Below are 18,178 nucleotides of genomic sequence, written 5' to 3'. Positions count from 1 at the left end.
ATCGCGATGGACAGCACCGATGAGGAGGTGACCGTGGGACGCAGTCGCGGCAAGGAAATTGCCCTGAATGTGGCTGCGGTCGCCGGGCTCATCTGCATAATCGCCACTCTCGCGTCCCTGATATTCGGGATCAAACCACTGGTGTTCCGCTCGGGTTCGATGGAACCTGCAATCTCCACCGGTGCGCTGGCGCTGGCGAAGACCGTGCCTGCAACTGAACTCGCTGTCGGCGACGTGATCAGCGTCGACAACGACCAAGGCGTGCGCATCACCCACCGCGTGGTCGAACTCGAATCGGCAGGAGCGGACACCGTGCTCGCCACGCTCAAGGGCGATGCCAACAATGTGGCTGATCGGCTGCCGTACACCATCACCGAGACAGACCGCGTGTTCACCAGCGTCGGTGGGCTCGGCTATGTCGTTGCTTGGCTTTCCAGTCCGCTCGCAACTTTCCTCGGCGGCGGATTGGTAGGCGCGGTGCTGGTCATCGCATTTGGACGAACTAAAGACCGGCGTCTGGAGAATGCCCGCGCCGCCACTACAAATGACGCCCGCGTCGATGCTGACGAAACCTGCGGGGAGCTTCAGGAGGCTCATAATGATTGAAATGCGTCGGGCTAGCACCCGCATGAAGTCGCTGCGGTCGTTGATCGCCATCGGCGGCGCTGCTGCAATGGCTTTCGGCCTGGCTCAGACCACCGGGACGTTGGCCAATCCAACTGACGCGGTCAATTCGACTGGTGCACAGGTGGCGACGGGCAACTTCTATCCGACGCCGTTGACGTCGGGTCCGATCTCCTGCTGGTACGAGGCGCCCTGGTACGACACCATCACAGGTAGGCGAGTTTCAATTTCCTGGCCTCCGGTCGCAGGCGCGACCGGCTACAAGGTGGTCTTCGTCCGGAAATCTGATCCCAATTATGTTGTTCGAGTAGATAATCTGCCGGCGAGCCAGACGTCGATCACCGGAATCACCCATGGTGATCGGAACCTGATGTACGCCCGGGTTCACACCGTAAATGGTTCCGTGATCTCGTCGGGATACAAGACGTCGGTCGAGATCACCCACAAGGACCTCACGTCCAACAGGACCGAATGCCAGGGTGGTACCGGTCCGGAGTTGGCCAACCAAGCCTGGGAGAACGTCTCCACCTGGAATCCGACGACACCGGCACCCAACGGGGCGAACCCTCTGAGCAGGATGCAGGCCGAAGCGATGGTGCCGAACGAGCCGGATGCGTTGGAGACGACCACTGCCCAAGCTCCGTCCACGAGCGAGACCGTCGATCCGACAACGTCCACCGAGCCGACCAGTACAACCGAGGCCACGACCACGACGGCACCGAGCACAACGACTCCGGCACCGACCACCCCGGAAACCACGTCGCCGGAGACCACTCCCTCGGCTGATCCGAAGCCGGTTCTGACGGACACAGTCGAGAGTGGCGGCCTCACCGGCGGCTGGACTGCGGGTGGTAACAAGGTTGCAGTGGTCGACGCCGACGGCAACGAACTCGCAAGTGGCCGTGTCGAATCGGGTTCCACTCTGCACTGGTACGACGGCCAGTTGTGGATTGTCGGGGCAACCGAGGTCTACCGCATCATGGAGTCGCCGCAGGACGGCACGTGGAAGTTCTACAAGGACAGCGGGCAGAACATGCCTGACTTCGGGTAGCGGCTGATCACTCGATATCTCGTCTGTGCCCCCGAGTCTGCGGACCCGGGGGCACAGGCGTGGATCCGCATGCTCTGATCGTGTCGGGCAACAGGTAACCGGCCGGTCGCCCGCTGGTGAGGTTTCGGCGATTCGGGAACGGGATAAGCAACTGCAGGTGGCAACGACGTGTAGAAGTGCCAAGAGTGCTCGTACGGAATTGGTATTTCTTCAGGTCTCGAGCTATCTTACTGCAAAGTAAGTTTGGTGTCGGCAATCGATCGGGGCGATTGCCGACCTGAGTACGAGGACCGATATGCGGTTAAACCTGGGGGCCGTAGTTCGGCGACGTCGTTGGGCGCGAGACGTATTGGCAGCCACGGCGGCATGTGCGCTGGCGATGTCCGCGTTGCTGTCGGTCCAGATATCGGCGTCGGCGTCCGAACTGCACGAGTATGTGAATTTGCCCCTTGTGAATCGCAATGCCGAACACGGTCCGGGCGGTGTCCATCCCGCGTTGCCGACTGATCTCGGCACCTTGCAGGCCCTTGTGGAAGAAGCCCGCGCCAGTGGTCGCAGTCCGGAATCCTATGCGGCCTTGCTGTTTCAGTATCGATTGGTCGCTGCCACGGAAGCCGCCGGAATCGATCTCTCATCGTGGAATCCGCGCGCCGGAGTGTCGGCTAATCGCACGAACCTGGTGAAGTCGTACCGCTACTACGAGGATCTGCAACTCGGTCACCCGGAACTGCAGTGGGCGGGCATGGGCGGACAGGTAGGCGCGGACTTCGGCGGGGGACTGATCGACTTCGAACTGATGGCGGACGTGTACTCGTTTCCGAATCTCCAGCAGGTTGCCAATTCGATAGCTTCTCAGGTCACGGATCAGGTTGGCGTGCAGTCGCTGAACCAATTGCCGGCAGGGCTGCGCGCACTCGCGGCGGTGGGCAGGAACGTCACGGCGGACGACTTGGATTATGTGCTGGGGATGATCCTGGTGATGCAGAAGAACATCTTCTCGGATCTGATGCCGATGCATCAGGCATACGTGGACGAAGGGCTTCCCGCACTGGAGGAAATGCAGAGTGCCGGATTGTTCGGCAAGGATGTCATGGACGCCTGGCGTGATGTCGCGTCCAGTGATTCGAATCGGATCGCACTGGGGAACGTTGCGCTGCTCCAACGTGAGCAAGGGGTGATCATCCGCGACCAGTGGGATACCGTGCGCGCCTACAAAGGTGATGTGGGAGAAGCGATCACCTACGCATCGACCGTTGCCGGCTCGCCCTCGGTCGCCGGCGTGGTCCCGCCTCGCTCGTTCCGGCCCCTCGAGTTCACGACGACACTCGCCGACGGACGCACCGCGAACGTGACGATGCCACTGCCGGATTGGAACTGGTCGGTGTACGAGGACCGGTGGGACTACATCACCTCACAGCTATTGCCGAAGTACCGAGCGATGGTCGAAGAAGATTGGCCACGGCTCGTAGCCACATTGAGTGTTCCCTACGAAATTCAATTGGAGAGCCACCGCCCGATGATGACCCTCCCACAAACTCTCGAATCGGCCCTCTCCAGTTTGAAAGTGACGGTTCAGTGATGTCGTCGGCGACATTCCGAAGGTTGGCGCCGCTGGTAGCGCTGACCGTTGCGCTGGTCCTGCCAGCAACGGCCGGAGCTGAGGTGCCGGACAATGATGTCCCGAAAGACGTGCAAACTCCTGTATCCGAGGAGTTTCGGACCGACACCCCAACTCTGGGAGAGGTATTCAACGGGTTCACCGTCGGTGCTCTCAGTTCAGGGGAGTTCGCATCCGAAGAGGAGATCTTCACTGCTCTCACCGCCGATGATCCGTTTTACGACGAGCCGGTGTTGACCGGCGCCGAGCGTCCCGGTGATCTCCTGAAGTCGAAGAAGGTGGATGTACTGTTCACCGGATACAAACCGGGACAGCTCGACGCCTACAAGATCATGTATGTCACAACCGGAATCGACGGTTCGACGCCGGTAGTGAGCACTGGAATCATGATGATCCCGATCGACGGAACGCCGGCGTCGGAGAAGAAGATCATCAGCTATCAGGAGGCCAACGACAGCGTCGGCGGCTACTGTCATCCGACTTCACACTGGACCGGCGGCGATCCGCTGGACGGCGCCTCCTGGTCGGCCTTGGGTCCACTGGCGCTGATGTTCGGAAAAGGCTATGCCGTAGTGATTTCCGACGTCGGGAACAACGGAGACCGTGATCCCCACGGGGTCTTCGCGGGTAAGTTCGCCGGGCACGCCCAGTTGGATGCAGTGCGCGCAGCATTTCAGCTGCAGGATTCCGAGCTGAATCCGGATGCGGAGATTGCGTTGTTCGGGATCGCTGGTGGTGGAGTCGGTTCGGCATTCGCCGCCGAATCTGCGCAGTCCTACGCGCCGGAACTCGATATCGTCTCGACAGTCCTCGAGGGCATGGTGATCAAGCCCCGAACATTCATGGAGACAACAGATTCCTCGGTCGGCGCAGGCTTCGGATTTGCGACGCTCCTCGGTCTCGAACCGTGGTATCCCGAGATGAAGTTGAACGACAAGCTCAATCCCGTGGGCCGAGCGATTGCCGACGTGTACCGGGGTGAGTGCCAGATGCCGGCGTACTTCACGCTTCCGTTCGTGCCGTTGGCAAGCCTTTTCGAGCCGGGAATCGATCCGATCACAGAACCCAGCTTCCAGCGTGCGTACGACGACAACGTATTGGGTCACGGTGCTCCGGCGTCGAAGGTATTGATAACTTCGTGCGCAAAGGACGACTCCCCGATGTCACTTGTACCGGCAGCTGATGCGCGAGAACTGGCGGACACGTACAGAAGCCGAGGGACGGACGTGAGCTATCAGCCTACGGACTGCAATATGGATCGCGCAGTCGCGGATCCATACGGTTGGGGGACAGACCTGTTCGGAATGCAGACAATCGATTGGATAGCCCACAATTTCGACAACTGAGTGAAACTATCCGGTGACAGCGAGACGCAAACTCTGATGGCGCCGTACGAACATGCTGGGGACCCAACGTGGCGGGAATTCGGAATCGACTGTGACATGCGAACTGTTTTCGAGAAGTAAGGCGATAGCGGTCTTTGCTTCCAGCCTGGCCAGCGCGGCCCCGACACAGAAATGTGCTCCCTTGCCGAAGGCGAAATGCGCTCGGAGATTGGCCCGGTCGAGGTTCATCGCGTGGGGCTCGGCGAACGACTCCGGGTCGCGGTTCGCTGAGCCCCACAGCAGTATGAGATGACTGCCGGCGGGTAGCGCAACTCCGCCGAGGTTTGTGTCCGCATTGACATGTCGGTGGTGTCCGCGAAAAGGCGACTCGAGTCTGAGCGTCTCCTCCAGGAATGCGCTCACGAGTAGAGGGTCCTCGCGCAGCTGCGTCTGTATCTCGGGGCGCTCGGCGAATAGCCGAGCAGAGCTGGCGATCAGTCCGGCGGTCGATTCGCCACCCGCACCGACGAGTTGCACCAGCATCAGAACGGCCACGTCTTCGCTGAGTTCGCCTGCGTCACAGCAACGGACGAGGTCTCCGAGTAGATCGTCGATCGGGTTTGTCCGCGCCTCACGAAACTTGCTGTAGAGGTACCCGGTGAGCTCGGCCGCCGAGGTGACGACGTCCGTAAACCGTTCCGCCGTCACGATGCCGCTGAGAAGTTCGGTGCTGTCGTAAGACCACGCCAGCAATTGGGGGACGTCGGCTGTCGGCAAGCCGATCAGTGCGGCAACCATCTGCAGTGGGAGGGTGTCCGCAATCGACGTGACCCAGTCGATGTGGCGACCGTCGAAGCCGTTGTCCCACAACTGCTGCGTGTACCCGTGCATCGTCGGCTCGAGTGCTCGTATTCGTTTGGCGACCAGTGTCGGCAGGACAAGTTTGCGATGGTGCTGATGGTTCGGTTCGTCGGCGGTCGCGAGGACATGAGCGGCTTGCCCGCCGCCGTTCATGTCGAACGTCACGGCAGATCCGTCCGGTGTTCGAACCAGTACGCCGGTGAGGTTGGAGGAGAAGTCCTCGGTACGGGAAACGGCTTCGGTGACAAGTTCCCACGTCGACACCAGATAGAAGTCGGTATCGGGTATTCGATACACGGGGTGCTCGCGCCGGAGTACGTCGTAGAGCGGGTAAGGGTCGTCGATATTCGACGGGAGGAAGGGGTTGATGTCCAGCGTCGGTGGTGTCACGAATGGAAGATTTCACGGCCGTCGAGGAGAAGTCAACAGGTGGAAAATGCCTCTGAACTGGCATTTTGAGAAAATCTCACGCACTTCAACCCCCTCGTACTTCTCCCAGGTCAGAGGCTCGCGGCCTTCCGTAGCCTTGAGATTTCTGATTGAATCTGTCTCAGAGTGAGACGAGGTGACGGAGAGTGACCGGTGCAAACGAGCGCCGCGCCGCCGACTGGTTGGCCGGCGGTAACCGCCGTGAACTCGCAACCGAGCGCATCTTCGCGGCTGCAGCAGAGCTGATTCGAGAACAGGGATTCGATCGGTTCAATGCCGATGACGTCGCCTCCCGCGCAGGCTGTTCGCGGGCGACGCTCTACCGCTACGTGGGTGGCAAGTCCGCGATCCGTGAGGGGCTGTTGTCACGAGGTGCTGCGTCCGTGGCGAGCCAGGTTGCGGCTGCCGTCGAATCACTGCGTGGCGACCAGCGGATCGTGGAGTCGATCCTCGTCGCCGTCGACGCGATCAGAGCCGACGCCGCCATGAGCCATGGCCTTGCGGCGGCGCGGGCCAACGGTATCGACGAGTATCTCGTGTCTTCTCCGTTGCTACCGCGTACTGCACTCGAACTTGCTGGATTGGATCCCGAAGGTCAACAGTCGCAGTGGGTGGTTCGGATCGTGTTGATGCTGTTGGCGTGGCCACTGGCCGACAGGGCAGACGAACGACGGATGGTCGAGTCGTTCGTCTGCTCCTGAGCAGGGTTCCGTGTTCGTGAACAGTGCGGCGGGTCGGTCGCTGCTGCAGACGGTTCGGTTCATGCATTCGTTCCTCGGCTCGGTACCCTGAAGCCTGTCCGCTGCCGCGAAGGAGAAAGTCACGATGGTGGTACGCAGTACGTCCATGCGTTTCGACGCAACAGAACTGACGATCGAGGAACTCGCGCTTCAGGCTGAAGTGCGGGAGTACCTCGACAAGCGGCTAACCCCCGGCAGCTACCCCCTCGGACTCGGGATGTCCGGGGCTGTGGATCCGGCGTTCTCGCGAGATCTGGGTAGACGTGGGTGGCTCGGCATGTCGCTGCCGAAGGAATACGGCGGGGGTGGACGGTCAGCAGTGGATCGATTGGTCGTCGTCGAAGAACTTCTCGCGCGGGGAGCGCCGGTCGGCTATCACTGGATCGGAGACAGACAGTCGGGTCCGAGCATCGCCGCCAACGGCACGGAAGAACAGAAGCGGTACTTCCTTCCCGGTATCGCGAGCGGTGAGTTCTCGTTCTCGATCGGGATGAGTGAACCCGACTCGGGTTCGGACCTGGCATCGGTACGCACTCGCGCCGAACGTGTCGATGGTGGCTGGAAAGTCAACGGCACCAAGATCTGGACCACCGGTGCCTTCCATGCCACACACGTACTCGCTCTGCTTCGAACCTCGGCAGACAAGCACAACGGACTCACTCAGTTGATCGTCGATCGCGACAGCGAGGGCCTGACCGTCTCACCCATTCCGTTCATCGACGGAAGCGAGGACTTCTGCGAGGTGTCGTTCCAGGACGTTTTCGTGCCGGACTCGCGTCGCCTCGGAGACGTCGGAGCGGGCTGGGGACAAAACACCGGTGAACTCGCACTCGAGCGAGGTGGCGTCGACCGCTGGATGTCGCTGATGCCGGTCCTCGAGAACTGGGCAGCCAACCAGGCGGCGCAGGGCGGTCCCTCTGCCCTCGCCGATCTGGGCTCGATTACGGCGCGCTGCTGGGCTTTTCGTGGGATGTCGCTGTCCATTGCACGGATGGTCGACTCCGGTCGCTCGCCGGTCACGGAGGCCGCGCTGATCAAGGAGATGGCAACACGCTTCGAACAGGACTGTGTTGCGACCGTCGCGCGGCACCTCGGCCGGGCTCCAGACCTTGCCTCCGACGATCCGTACGAGTCGCTGCTCGCCCGGGCCGTGCTGGTGGCGCCGTCGTGGTCGATTCGCGGTGGAACCAACGAAATTCTCCGCACCGTGATCGTGAAAGGATTGAACCGATGAATTCGGGGTCAGAGATCAACGCGTACACATTCGACGCCGACCTCGAATCGATGGTAGAACAATTTTTCGCCGAGAAGTCCGGCACCGAGGTGGTAGCGCAGGCGGAGATCGACGGTCTGTCCACCGGATTATGGAGCGCGGCAGTCGAACTGGGGTTGCCGCTGGTCGGTCTTCCCGAATCCGTTGGTGGTTCCGGTGGCTCGCTCCTCGACGCCGTGACTGTCCAGCGCGCGGCGGCGAGGCACGCTGCGCCGTTGCCGCTCGCCGAGACGTACCTCGCGGGCAGGCTGGCAGCAGCGGCCGGGCTACCGGTGCCCTCCGGAATCGCAACCGTCGCGCCGGGATCGCAGCGCGACGATGTGCGTCGCACCAACGACGGTTTCCTGTCGGGCACCTTTCACGATGTGCCGTGGGGTAGCGCCGCATCAGTGCTGGCAGCAGTTCTCGGTGATCGCGTTGTACTCCTGAACATCTCCGACGCCGAGATCGGTGGAGGGACGGATCTTGCCGGGCAACCGCGTCAGAGCCTGACGTTCGCAGAAGCGCGGATTGTCGATGGCGACAACTTGGTCGACCCACGGATTCTCAGCAGGCTCGGCGCGTTCTTGCGCTCGGTACAGATGGCAGGAGCCATGGAGTCGGTGTCGACTTTGACCCGTCGCTACGTGTCGGAGCGGGTGCAGTTCGGTAGGCCCATCGCGCAGTTCCAAGCCGTCCAGCAGCATATCGTCACTCTCGCACAGATGGCATCGATGTCCACACTGGCCGTGGATCGCACGGCGCACGCGCTCACCCGGCGCGACGCCGACTTCGAAGTGAGCGCAACCAAATTGGTGGTTTCACAAAATGCGCTCGCGAGCGTGCGCGCCGCCCACCAGGCACACGGTGCGATCGGCATGACCCGCGAATACCGCTTGCAACAACTCACCCGACGACTGCATGCCTGGCGATCGGAGTTCGGCGACGAAATCGCGAGCGCCACGCAACTGGGAGAGGCCGTAGCTGCATCGCCGTCACTGCACCGCTTGATCACTGATCCAGAACCGACATTGCAGCTGTAATCCTGACTGTCGTAGAGGATTACGTTGCGTTGCAACGAAGATCGCGCTTCAGTATCTTGCCCGCTGCCGACAGTGGCAATGCATCGACGAATTGGAAGGTACGCGGAGATTTGTAACCGGCGATCAGCGTTTTCACGTGAGCGCGCAGTTCGTCGGCGTCGGCGTCGAAACCATGCCGAAGGACGACTACGGCATGGACACGCTCGCCCCACTGGGTATCGGGCAGGCCGATCACGGCACAGGACGCGACGGATTCATGTTGTGCCAGAGCGTTTTCGACCTCGGTGGAGTAGACGTTCTCGCCACCGGTGACGATCATGTCCTTGATGCGATCGACGATGAACAGGTAACCGCGGGCGTCGAGGTATCCGGCGTCGCCGGTATGCATCCACCCGTCGCGGAGCACTTCTGCGGTCTCTTTCGGTTTGTTCCAGTATCCGAGCATGACGTGGCTGCCGAACGTGACGATTTCGCCCACCTCGCCGGGTGGGAGTTCCGCGCCGGTCGGGTCGACGATTTTCACCTCGCAGTGCGGCAGTACTCGACCGGCGCTGCGGAGGAGATCACCACCTTCGAGGTGATCAGCCGGGCTCAGCATGCTGATGTGCGCGGTTTCAGTCATCCCGTAGCCCTGCACAAACGAGCTGTTGGGGAACATTTGCATGACTCGTTCGAGAAGCGTCGGCGAAATGGGCGAGGCGCCGTATCTCAGGATCCTGACGCTGGACAAGTCATAGGTGGTCGAGTCTTCGTAGTCGACCAACATCTGAAGCATCGTCGGCACCAGACCCACAGTTGTCGGGCGATGGCGATCAACGGCCTCGAGGAACGTGCGTGGGCTGAAGTTCGGCATGAACACCTGGGTGCCACCCATCAGCGACTGAGCCAACCATCCGACTATCCCGGCGATGTGAAACAGAGGGTTGATCGCGAGGTTCGTTCCGTTGCTGACAGCCACGCTGCCTGCCGCGAGAGTACCAAGCGCCGAGGTCATCAGCGCTTGATGACTGATCATCACGCCCTTCGGCACTCCGGTGGTCCCGCCGGTGTAGAGGAGTAGTGCCAGCGTGTCGCCGCCGACGCGCAGATCGTCGACCGGAGTCGCCTCCGCGATCACCCGTTCATAGTCGAGCATTCCGTCGCGAACCGGGCCGCTGCCGCAGTAGACGACAGTGGTCAGGCCTGGACACGCCTCGCGAAGGGTAGCTCCGACGGAAGCAAAGTTCTCGTCCACGAGTAATACCGTCGATCCTGAATCTTCCAGGGCGTACGTGATTTCCGCCGTGCTCCAGCGAGAATTGACCGGACTGGCCACTGCTCCGAACCACCAGCAGGCCAGGAGCGCCTCGTGGTAGTAGTCGGAGTTCGATGCCAAGATTGCGACTCTGTCACCGGTGCGCAGGCCCAAAGTCTGAAACCCTCCGGCGAGTCTGCTCATCCGGTCCACCGATTCCCGGCACGTGCGCAGCCGGCCGTCGAAGATCGTCATCACCGCATCGGGCGATGCTCGCAGGGATCGGTGAACGAATTGAGTCAGCTGCATGCGATTCCTTCTGCGGGTGTGGGCCGAGTGCTCCGACTCGGATCAGTTCCAGCCATGATGCTATTTGCCTGATAATTTCCTTCACTCACCGCCTGAGACCGCGCCTCACCCTCGATGCCGTCTAGGACGATTGTCCAGTTGTCTCTTCCGATTCCGTCCTGCAGCGGCGTGATTTCTGCGAGAGTGTCGAACATGCGTGGAATTCTGGTAGCCGGTGTGAGTGCATTCGCGGCGGTCGTCTCGGTCGTCTCGGCTCCCACGGCCGGTGCCGAGGCGACTGCGGACCGAGCTCGCTCGTTCTCCGAGACCACGTCCGTCGGCGTCCACAATTCCTACGAGAAGGCGACGTTTCCGTACTTCGCCGACGCTTTGGACTCCGGGGCCTCGCTGCTCGAATTGGATCTGTGGACCAACGGCGGTGGTCCGGACTGGCGTGTCTCGCACATGAATCCGGTGGCGAGTGACAGCAACTGCGTCGGTGCGCAGGACGCATCCGGGTTGCGAAGTGGTCAGCGAGATCAGGGACTGCGCGGATGCCTGGCAGATATGCGGGCGTGGCACGAAGCCGACCCGGAGCATCCTCCGGTGATGATCAAGTTGGAACTCAAGGACGGTTTCACCACCGGCTACGGACGCGGACCTGCCGATCTCGACGCCTTGATCCTCGGGACTCTCGGGAACGCGGTCTTCACTCCATCCGATCTGATGGGTGAGTCCTACTCGACCCCGGATGCCGCCGTCACCGACCGTGGATGGCCGAGCATGTCCGAGATGACCGGCAAATTTCTGTTCGAGCTGATTCCGGGAACGATCGAGGAGGGAAACCCGCTCGACACGGAGTGGACCGACCGGCAGTACGCGACGCACTTGCGAGATCTGTCCGCTGCCGGACTCGTCCAACTCGGCGCCGCCTTTCCCGCTGTTCACCGGGCGTCACCGGGAGACCCACGAATCGACCGTTACGCCGACCCGGGCATCCGCCCGTGGTTCGTGATCTTCGACGGCGACGCCCTCGATTACACCTCGGGCGTTGTGGATCCGCAGTGGTACCACGATCGTGGCTACCTGCTCGTCATGACCGACGCGCACAAGGTCGCTCCACAGATCGACGGTGCGCATGCCACCGAGGTGGAGGCGAGCGAGCGTCTCGACCGGTTGGCGGGTGATCACGCAAGTTATATCACCGCGGACTGGTCGAGGTTGCCGAACGTACTGTCCACCGTGGTGCCGCGTCGGTGATCTAGAGGGCGGCAATTCTCAGGAACAGGGTGCAGGATGGGTTCATGCGCACTGTCACGTGGAATCCCGAAGTCTACGGCCGCTATTCGGGTGAGCGGTCACGCCCGTTCGTGGACCTGGTGTCACGGGTGGCGACCGAAGACCCGACGCGGGTAGCCGACCTCGGCTGCGGATCAGGTAGCTTGACCGCGATGCTGGGGGAACGATGGCCGGACGCGGCGGTATCCGGTTTCGATTCGTCTCCCGAAATGGTGGCGCAGGCCCCGACAGACTTACCGGGAAACGTCACCGTCGAGTTGGGGGACATCATGTCCTTCGATGCCACGGGTTACGACGTGGTCGTCAGTAACGCTGCATTGCAGTGGGTTCCGAGCCACCGCGAGCTGATCGACCAGTGGGCGGACACCCTGGTATCCGGGTCGTGGCTGGCGTGGCAGGTTCCGGGAAACTTCGATGCACCGTCACATGCGCTCATGCGAAGCCTCGCGGAGTCCGCGGAATGGAGCGAGCGACTGGGCGGCGTCCTACGCGGCCCGGAAGGCGTCGACAGTCCGGTTGCGTACGCGCAGCGCCTGCAGGAGCACGGATTCGACGTCGACGCCTGGGAGACGACGTACGTACACGTGCTGGCCGGTGCTGATCCGGTGCTCGGATGGGTTCGAGGGACTGGACTTCGGCCGGTGCTGGACGTTCTCGGCGAGGCCGACGCTCCGGAGTTCGAGCGCCAGTATTCGGATCTGCTGCGGGAGGCGTATCCCGCAACAGCCGCCGGAACGCTGTTTCCGTTCCGGCGGGTGTTCTGCGTGGGACGCAAGCGGTAACTACTCGGCTGTGCTGCGGTCCGCCGATCACTCAGCGGTGACAAAGCCTTCCGAGACCAGCCAGTCGCGAGCCACGTCCGCCGGCTCCTTGCCGTCGACGTCGACCTGCCGGTTGAGCTCGGTCATCACCTCGTTGGTCAGTTTCTCCGAGATCGGCGCCATGACTTCGGCAACCTCCGGATGTGCTTCCGCGAAGTCCTTTTTCATGACCAATGCCGGATTGTATTTCGGGAAGAACTGCAGATCGTCTTCGAGCAGAACGAGATCGAGTGCGATGATGCGACCGTCGGTGGTGAACACCTCGCCGAACTTGCACTGATCGCTGTCGGCTGTCGCCTGGTAGATGATGCCGGTCTGCAGGATCTGGCGCTGGGCACGAGAGGCGTCGAAACCGTATTTCGCTGCCAGGCCGGGGTATCCGTCCTGGCGGACGTTGAACTCGGTCTCGACGCACGTCACCGCGGCGCCGGGATCGGATTCGACCAACTTCGCGTAGTCGGAAACCGTCTTGACGCCGGTCTTCTCAGCGGTCTCCTTGCTCATCGCCAATGCATACGTATTGTTCATCGGCGCCGGATCGGTCCACACCATGTCGTTCGCAGCAAGGTCCGCATCACGGACGGCCTCGAACTGCGCCTGCGAATCGGGAAGAGGAGTCTCGTTGCCGAGGTAGTTGATCCAGCCGGTCCCGGTGTACTCGTACGCAAGGTCGATCTGCCCGTTCAACTGTGCGTCACGGGTGCTGTTCGAGCCCTGGATGTTCGTGAGATCTCGAACATCTGCGCCCGCAGCGGCCATCGCGAATTCGATGACGTATCCGAGCACGATCTGCTCGGTGAAGTCCTTGGAGCCGACGGTCATCTTCACACCCTCGAGCTCCGGAACCGGCTCGATGCTGCCGGGGCCGACAGCCAGGGGCAGTGCGCCACCGGACTCGAGGCCACACGAAGCGACAAGTGTGAGGCCGATCGTGGCAACCGCGACTTTCCAGCCCCACGTTCTGGTGATCGAAGTCTTGGTCATCGTAATCCCTTGGGCCCGAGATAAGTTTCGGCGAGCGCGCCGAGCCAGTCGATCAGCAAGGCCAACGACACCGCCAGTACGGCACCGACCACGAGGGTGACGTTGTCGCGGAGCTTGTATCCGGTGTCGATCAGAATGCCGAGTCCGCCGGCACTGACCAGGAAGCACAGCGTCGCGGTGCCGACTGCCAGAACGAGCGAAGTGCGCAGTCCTGCAAGGATGTACGGGACCGCCATCGGGAATTCGAGTTGACGCAGGACCGTGAGCGAAGACATTCCCTGCCCGCGCCCGGCATCGATCAAGGTCTTGTCCACTTGCTGGTAGCCGAGGATGGTGTTGCGCAGCACCGGGAGCAGCGAATAGAACGCGATGGGAAATACGCCGATCCAGAAGCCCGTCGTTCTTGTTGCGAGATAGAACAGCACGAGCAGGCCGATGGCAGGCGCCGCGGCTCCGATGTTGGCTATTCCCACGAAGAACGGTGCCAGCCGGGTGAATTTCGGCCTGGTCAGCAGAGTTCCGAGTGGAACTGCGATGGCGACGACGATGATGACCACGGCGGCCGTGATCAGTACGTGCTGCCAGGTCAGTGTGACGATGTTGTCGAGATTGATGCTCGCCTTCTGCGTCGCGTTGAGATCTCGGCTGAATGCCCAGATCAACACGCCCGCAACCAGGATCAGGACGATGACCGGTTGCACATACAGTCGCATCCGTTCCGCACGGCGCGTGGCGGCGTTCTCGGCCGCACCCAGATCGGGGGCGTCCGGTTCCATCTCAGGCGCGGAGACGCGCTCCTCTGTCGTGGCAGTCATGTTCAACCCTCGACGTTCTCGGTGTCTGGCTCTTCGTCGTGGTCGTGCGCATGCTCCTCGCGCATCTCGGAGAGATGGCTGACCAGCGTGTCGATGGTGATGAGACCGACATACTCGCCGCGCCGTCCGGTGACCACAGTGGACGCATTGCTTTCGGCGAGAAGAGCTTCCAAGGCATCCTGCAGGGTGGACTGGATGGACACGGCTTCGCCGATCTCGTTACCGACACCTCGAAGCGTCGACGCATGGGCGAGGTGGCCGGGCGAGACCCAGCGAAGCGGCCGTCCACGCTGATCGAGAATCAAGGCCCACTTCCACTTACGCGCTGCGAGTGCGGTTCTCAAATCATCGACCGAATCGGTTTCGCGGGCGGTGAGGCACTGCTTGAGTTTGATCTGGCGCACGCGTGTCAGGGTCAGCTGCTTGAGCGAGGCGTCCGCCCCGACAAATCCCGCGACCATGTCGTTTGCGGGATTGGCGAGAATCGCTTCCGGAGTGTCGTACTGCATGATGCTGGACTGATTGCCCAGCACGGCAATACGGTCACCGAGTTTGACTGCCTCGTTGAAATCGTGGGTGACGAAGACGATGGTCTTACCCAACTCCGACTGCAGACGCATCAGTTCGTCCTGCAGCAGGCCGCGGGTGATCGGGTCGACGGCACCGAAAGGCTCGTCCATCAACAAGACAGGGGGATCTGCAGCCAGGGCCCGCGCCACGCCCACACGCTGTTGCTGGCCACCGGACAACTGGCGAGGGTAGCGGTCGCGATAGGTATCGGGATCGAGGCCGACGAGGTCGAGCATCTCGTCGGTGCGAGCTGCGATACGTTTCTTGTCCCAACCGATGAGGCCGGGCACCGTCGCGACGTTCTTCGCAATGGTGAAGTGCGGGAACAATCCTGCCTGCTGGATCGAGTAGCCGATGCCGCGGCGAAGCTTGTCCGGGTCGATGGACAGCGCGTCCTTGCCGTCGATGGTGATCTTGCCCGAGGTGGGTTCGATCAGACGGTTGATCATGCGCATCGTCGTCGTCTTGCCGCAACCCGAAGGTCCGACGAAGACCACGATCTCACCGGCCGGAACAGTCAGTGAAACATTGTCCACCGCTGCAGCTTTCTGGCCCGGGTAACGTTTGGTCACGGATTCGAGAACGATCTCGACCCCGGATACCTTCTGATCTGTGGATACGTCAGACGGAATGGTTTCAGTCATTGCAGCCCCTTCGAAGTAGTGAGACGACCGATGACGACGTAGATTCCGTCGAGAATCAGAGCGAGAATGACGATCAGTACGGTGCCGACCAGCGCTTGAGGAACAGCGTTCGGGCTACCGACACGCGAGAGTCCGGAGAAGATCAGGTTTCCCAGACCAGGACCCTTGGCGTACGCCGCGATGGCGAGGATGCCCATGAGCATCTGTGTGCTGACCCGCATGCCGGTGAGGATCGACGGCCACGCAATCGGCAGCTCGATTCGACTCAGAACATGCATGCGATTCATTCCGACACCGCGGGCTGCGTCCGTGATCGCCGGGTTGACCGCATCCAGACCGATGATCGTGTTCCGAATGATCGGGAGCAGGGCATACAAGATCAACGCGGTGATCGTGGGAGCGACGCCGAGACCGAGAATCGGAATGAGCAGTCCGAGGAGGGCGAATGAAGGAACCGTCAAGATCGTGCTGGCCAACGCCGTAGCGATGGAGGATCCCGCCGGGCTCCGGTAGACGAGAATGCCGATGATCACGGCGGCAATCGTCGCGATGATCACGGACTGGATAACTGCTGAAACATGTAGGTACGAGTCGGTCATCAATTGTTGTCGTCGTGCAACGACAAAATCCCATAGGGCGCCCATATTTCCGAACCCACTTTCTTCGGACTTCTGCTCGCTCGAACGTCTTCCCTCGACACCGACCGGCGCACAAGGGCTTTCCCCGCAGCCTCCGTAGGCCGAGGGGTTTCTCTCGACTGTCGTCCAAAAACTGAGATACTGCAACTAATTCCGATTGCAGCGTGTCGGATGTTGTTCTGGACGTGAGATTTTGCGGGACGCGGGTAGGTACCCACTGCGTGCGGAGTTGAAACGTGCTGGAGACAGCAAACGCTCGAGACAGCAATGCGGGAGGGCTCCGGAGAACCCTCCCGCATTGTGGGAACCGTACGAATCGGCCTCAGGCCCAGCTGAGCGCATCCTCATTGGACAGCCGCGGCAGACGGTCGAACCACGGGTTCTCGCCGGGATGGCCGATGTTGACCACCAGGGTGGTCTTGAAGCGTCCGTCCGCGAAGAACTCGCCGTCGATGCCGTCGGCGTCGAAGCCGGCCATCGGGCCGGCGACCAGGCCCTGCGCCCGAATCGCGAGGATCACGTAACCAGCCTGCAGTGCGGCGTTGAACTTGCTGCTCGATGTGGCGGCAGCGTCGTCGGACTCGAAGTAGTCCTTCATCTCCGGATGGATGGGGAACAGTGCCGGAATATGCTCGTAGAACTTGGTGTCAACGGCAAGAACCGCGACAGCAGGCGCCGATGCGGTCTTGGCCTTGTTGCCGTCGGACATGTGCTCGACGAGGCGCGCTTTGCCCTCCTCCGTACGTACGAACAGCACGCGCAGTGGATTGGTGTTGGCCGCGGTCGGTGCCCACTTCGCGAGCTCCCAGATCGCAGTCAGTTCGTCGTCGGTGACCGGTTCGTTGGAGAAGGAGTTTGCCGTGCGGGCTGCTGTGAAGAGCAGTTCACGGCCGGCTGCGTCGAGCTGCTGTGCGGTAAATGGGGTGGCTGCGTCGAGTGACATCGGTGGTTCCGTTTCCGTTGTAGCTCATCCGAGCGTTACCCGGTAAAGCTAGTTGCTAGTAAAAAAATAGTGCCTACGGATACGTTAGCACTGTGGCTAGGATGGTGGGGTGGCAAGCAAGAGCGAAGCGGAACACGAACCCCGCGCATGTGACGGGGCGTTGGCCCGCGCGTTCGGCTTCCTGGGCAAACGGTGGAACGGCGTCATTCTCGGCACGCTGCTCAACGGGCCGGCGGGATTCTCCGAACTCAAGCGCGCGGTTGGCGGGATCAGTGATTCGGTACTCTCGGAACGCCTGACGGAGTTGGCGGGGGCAGGCTTGGTGACGCGGACCGTCGACGCCGGCCCGCCCATCGCTGTGGAGTACGAACTCACGGCGTCGGGGCAGGCGCTGCTCCCCGCTCTCAGTGAACTGACAACGTGGGCCGCCGAAAACCTGCCACCCGAGAGTTGCCCGAACTGACCTATTGCGTGTGAACAGTCTTGTGAGATTCGTACCAGGTGTCACCTGCCGGTTCTCCCGCCAAGTTCCAACTCCACGAGACTGTCGGCGTGATGCGTGAATAGATTCCGGGACCGACCATTCCTACCCTTTCGACCGGTTGCTCAGCGATTCCGTAGATCCTGATCCCGCGCGCGACAAACGGCTCGAATGACGGCATGTCGTCGATGACGAGGGCTACTTCGAGTTGTCCTGACCCGATATTGCGGAACTTCTTGGTTTTCAGGACACTCTGGCCGCCCCCGCCGATCCAGAAGTGGGCCCCGTCGTATTCGAAGGCCAATGGCACGACGTCTGGTTGCCCGTGCGGTGAGAGCGTCGCTACGCGCGCCAGTGGCTGCGACTGCATGTATGCGATTTCTTCTTCCGTGAATGCCATCTGTTCTCCTTCGGGGACGAAACACGTACGCAACGTAGATGCAACGTAATCAAAACTAGTGTTCTGGATCACACAGTGTTCGTGTGGTCGAGAGGCCTTTGGTCACGAATCTGTGGGC

At 61.5% G+C, this 18,178-nt stretch carries 18 protein-coding genes; 10 read left to right on the top strand and 8 right to left on the bottom strand.

What is annotated here, in order from left to right:
• Positions 1–6: 6 nt before the first annotated feature.
• The 4 genes from AC1DVN_RS01635 to AC1DVN_RS01620 all read left to right on the top strand — a co-directional run bounded on the left by AC1DVN_RS01635 (position 7) and on the right by AC1DVN_RS01620 (position 4,639).
• Positions 7–606, top strand: a complete 600-nt coding sequence (locus AC1DVN_RS01635) for a signal peptidase I (protein WP_175470325.1) — start codon at positions 7–9, stop codon at positions 604–606.
• 1 nt (position 607) lies between these two features.
• Positions 608–1,675, top strand: a complete 1,068-nt coding sequence (locus tag AC1DVN_RS01630; RefSeq protein WP_258955544.1) for a hypothetical protein — start codon at positions 608–610, stop codon at positions 1,673–1,675.
• 295 nt (positions 1,676–1,970) lie between these two features.
• Positions 1,971–3,254: a hypothetical protein gene (locus AC1DVN_RS01625; RefSeq protein WP_092764335.1), complete on the top strand. Its 1,284-nt coding sequence runs from the start codon at positions 1,971–1,973 to the stop codon at positions 3,252–3,254.
• Positions 3,254–4,639, top strand: coding sequence for a lipase family protein (locus AC1DVN_RS01620; RefSeq protein WP_374701085.1), 1,386 nt, complete (start codon positions 3,254–3,256; stop codon positions 4,637–4,639). The genes AC1DVN_RS01625 and AC1DVN_RS01620 overlap by 1 nt, the downstream gene beginning before the upstream one ends.
• Before the next feature lie 6 nt (positions 4,640–4,645).
• Here AC1DVN_RS01620 and AC1DVN_RS01615 read toward each other — a convergent pair whose 3' ends face one another.
• Positions 4,646–5,869: a cytochrome P450 gene (locus AC1DVN_RS01615; RefSeq protein ID WP_092764331.1), complete on the bottom strand. Its 1,224-nt coding sequence runs from the start codon at positions 5,867–5,869 to the stop codon at positions 4,646–4,648.
• 185 nt (positions 5,870–6,054) lie between these two features.
• Here AC1DVN_RS01615 and AC1DVN_RS01610 point away from each other — a divergent pair, with 185 nt between their 5' ends.
• From AC1DVN_RS01610 to AC1DVN_RS01600, 3 genes are all read left to right on the top strand, one after another.
• Positions 6,055–6,609: a TetR/AcrR family transcriptional regulator gene (locus tag AC1DVN_RS01610; protein WP_113682510.1), complete on the top strand. Its 555-nt coding sequence runs from the start codon at positions 6,055–6,057 to the stop codon at positions 6,607–6,609.
• 124 nt (positions 6,610–6,733) lie between these two features.
• The gene (locus AC1DVN_RS01605; protein WP_477993215.1) at positions 6,734–7,882 is read left to right on the top strand and encodes an acyl-CoA dehydrogenase family protein; all 1,149 of its coding nucleotides are present in this window, start codon (positions 6,734–6,736) and stop codon (positions 7,880–7,882) included.
• On the top strand, positions 7,879–8,943 hold the full coding sequence (locus AC1DVN_RS01600) for an acyl-CoA dehydrogenase family protein (protein WP_151532200.1): 1,065 nt from the start codon (positions 7,879–7,881) through the stop codon (positions 8,941–8,943). The genes AC1DVN_RS01605 and AC1DVN_RS01600 overlap by 4 nt, the downstream gene beginning before the upstream one ends.
• A 19-nt stretch (positions 8,944–8,962) precedes the next feature.
• Here the strand turns inward: AC1DVN_RS01600 and AC1DVN_RS01595 are convergent, their stop codons facing one another.
• Positions 8,963–10,486: an acyl-CoA synthetase gene (locus AC1DVN_RS01595; protein WP_153211648.1), complete on the bottom strand. Its 1,524-nt coding sequence runs from the start codon at positions 10,484–10,486 to the stop codon at positions 8,963–8,965.
• A 192-nt stretch (positions 10,487–10,678) separates the two neighbouring features.
• Here AC1DVN_RS01595 and AC1DVN_RS01590 point away from each other — a divergent pair, with 192 nt between their 5' ends.
• The gene (locus tag AC1DVN_RS01590) at positions 10,679–11,725 is read left to right on the top strand and encodes a phosphatidylinositol-specific phospholipase C domain-containing protein (protein ID WP_153211650.1); all 1,047 of its coding nucleotides are present in this window, start codon (positions 10,679–10,681) and stop codon (positions 11,723–11,725) included.
• Between the two features lie 44 nt (positions 11,726–11,769).
• Positions 11,770–12,546, top strand: a complete 777-nt coding sequence (locus tag AC1DVN_RS01585; RefSeq protein ID WP_336503632.1) for a trans-aconitate 2-methyltransferase — start codon at positions 11,770–11,772, stop codon at positions 12,544–12,546.
• A 27-nt stretch (positions 12,547–12,573) separates the two neighbouring features.
• On the opposite strand, the gene AC1DVN_RS01580 is transcribed toward AC1DVN_RS01585, so the two are convergent.
• The 5 genes from AC1DVN_RS01580 to AC1DVN_RS01560 form a co-directional block, all read right to left on the bottom strand.
• The gene (locus AC1DVN_RS01580) at positions 12,574–13,569 is read right to left on the bottom strand and encodes a glycine betaine ABC transporter substrate-binding protein (protein ID WP_019745161.1); all 996 of its coding nucleotides are present in this window, start codon (positions 13,567–13,569) and stop codon (positions 12,574–12,576) included.
• Positions 13,566–14,384, bottom strand: a complete 819-nt coding sequence (locus tag AC1DVN_RS01575) for an ABC transporter permease (RefSeq protein ID WP_003939758.1) — start codon at positions 14,382–14,384, stop codon at positions 13,566–13,568. The genes AC1DVN_RS01580 and AC1DVN_RS01575 overlap by 4 nt, the downstream gene beginning before the upstream one ends.
• A gap of 2 nt (positions 14,385–14,386) precedes the next feature.
• Entirely contained in the window at positions 14,387–15,598 is a 1,212-nt protein-coding gene (locus tag AC1DVN_RS01570; protein ID WP_007731456.1) for an ATP-binding cassette domain-containing protein, read from the bottom strand.
• A complete protein-coding gene (locus AC1DVN_RS01565) occupies positions 15,595–16,242 on the bottom strand; it encodes an ABC transporter permease (protein ID WP_019745160.1) in 648 nt (215 codons plus the stop codon). The genes AC1DVN_RS01570 and AC1DVN_RS01565 overlap by 4 nt, the downstream gene beginning before the upstream one ends.
• Before the next feature lie 316 nt (positions 16,243–16,558).
• Entirely contained in the window at positions 16,559–17,179 is a 621-nt protein-coding gene (locus tag AC1DVN_RS01560) for a malonic semialdehyde reductase (RefSeq protein ID WP_279164428.1), read from the bottom strand.
• Positions 17,180–17,288: 109 nt separating this feature from the next.
• Between AC1DVN_RS01560 and AC1DVN_RS01555 the strand changes: the two genes are divergently transcribed.
• The gene (locus AC1DVN_RS01555; RefSeq protein WP_279164427.1) at positions 17,289–17,642 is read left to right on the top strand and encodes a winged helix-turn-helix transcriptional regulator; all 354 of its coding nucleotides are present in this window, start codon (positions 17,289–17,291) and stop codon (positions 17,640–17,642) included.
• 1 nt (position 17,643) lies between these two features.
• Here AC1DVN_RS01555 and AC1DVN_RS01550 read toward each other — a convergent pair whose 3' ends face one another.
• The gene (locus tag AC1DVN_RS01550; protein ID WP_279164426.1) at positions 17,644–18,060 is read right to left on the bottom strand and encodes a PPOX class F420-dependent oxidoreductase; all 417 of its coding nucleotides are present in this window, start codon (positions 18,058–18,060) and stop codon (positions 17,644–17,646) included.
• Positions 18,061–18,178 lie beyond the last annotated feature (118 nt).

The sequence above is a fragment of the Rhodococcus sp. P4_E4 genome, from assembly GCF_056401575.1.
Note: the sequence above shows the minus strand (reverse complement) of the source record. Positions and strands in the feature narration are given on the sequence as shown.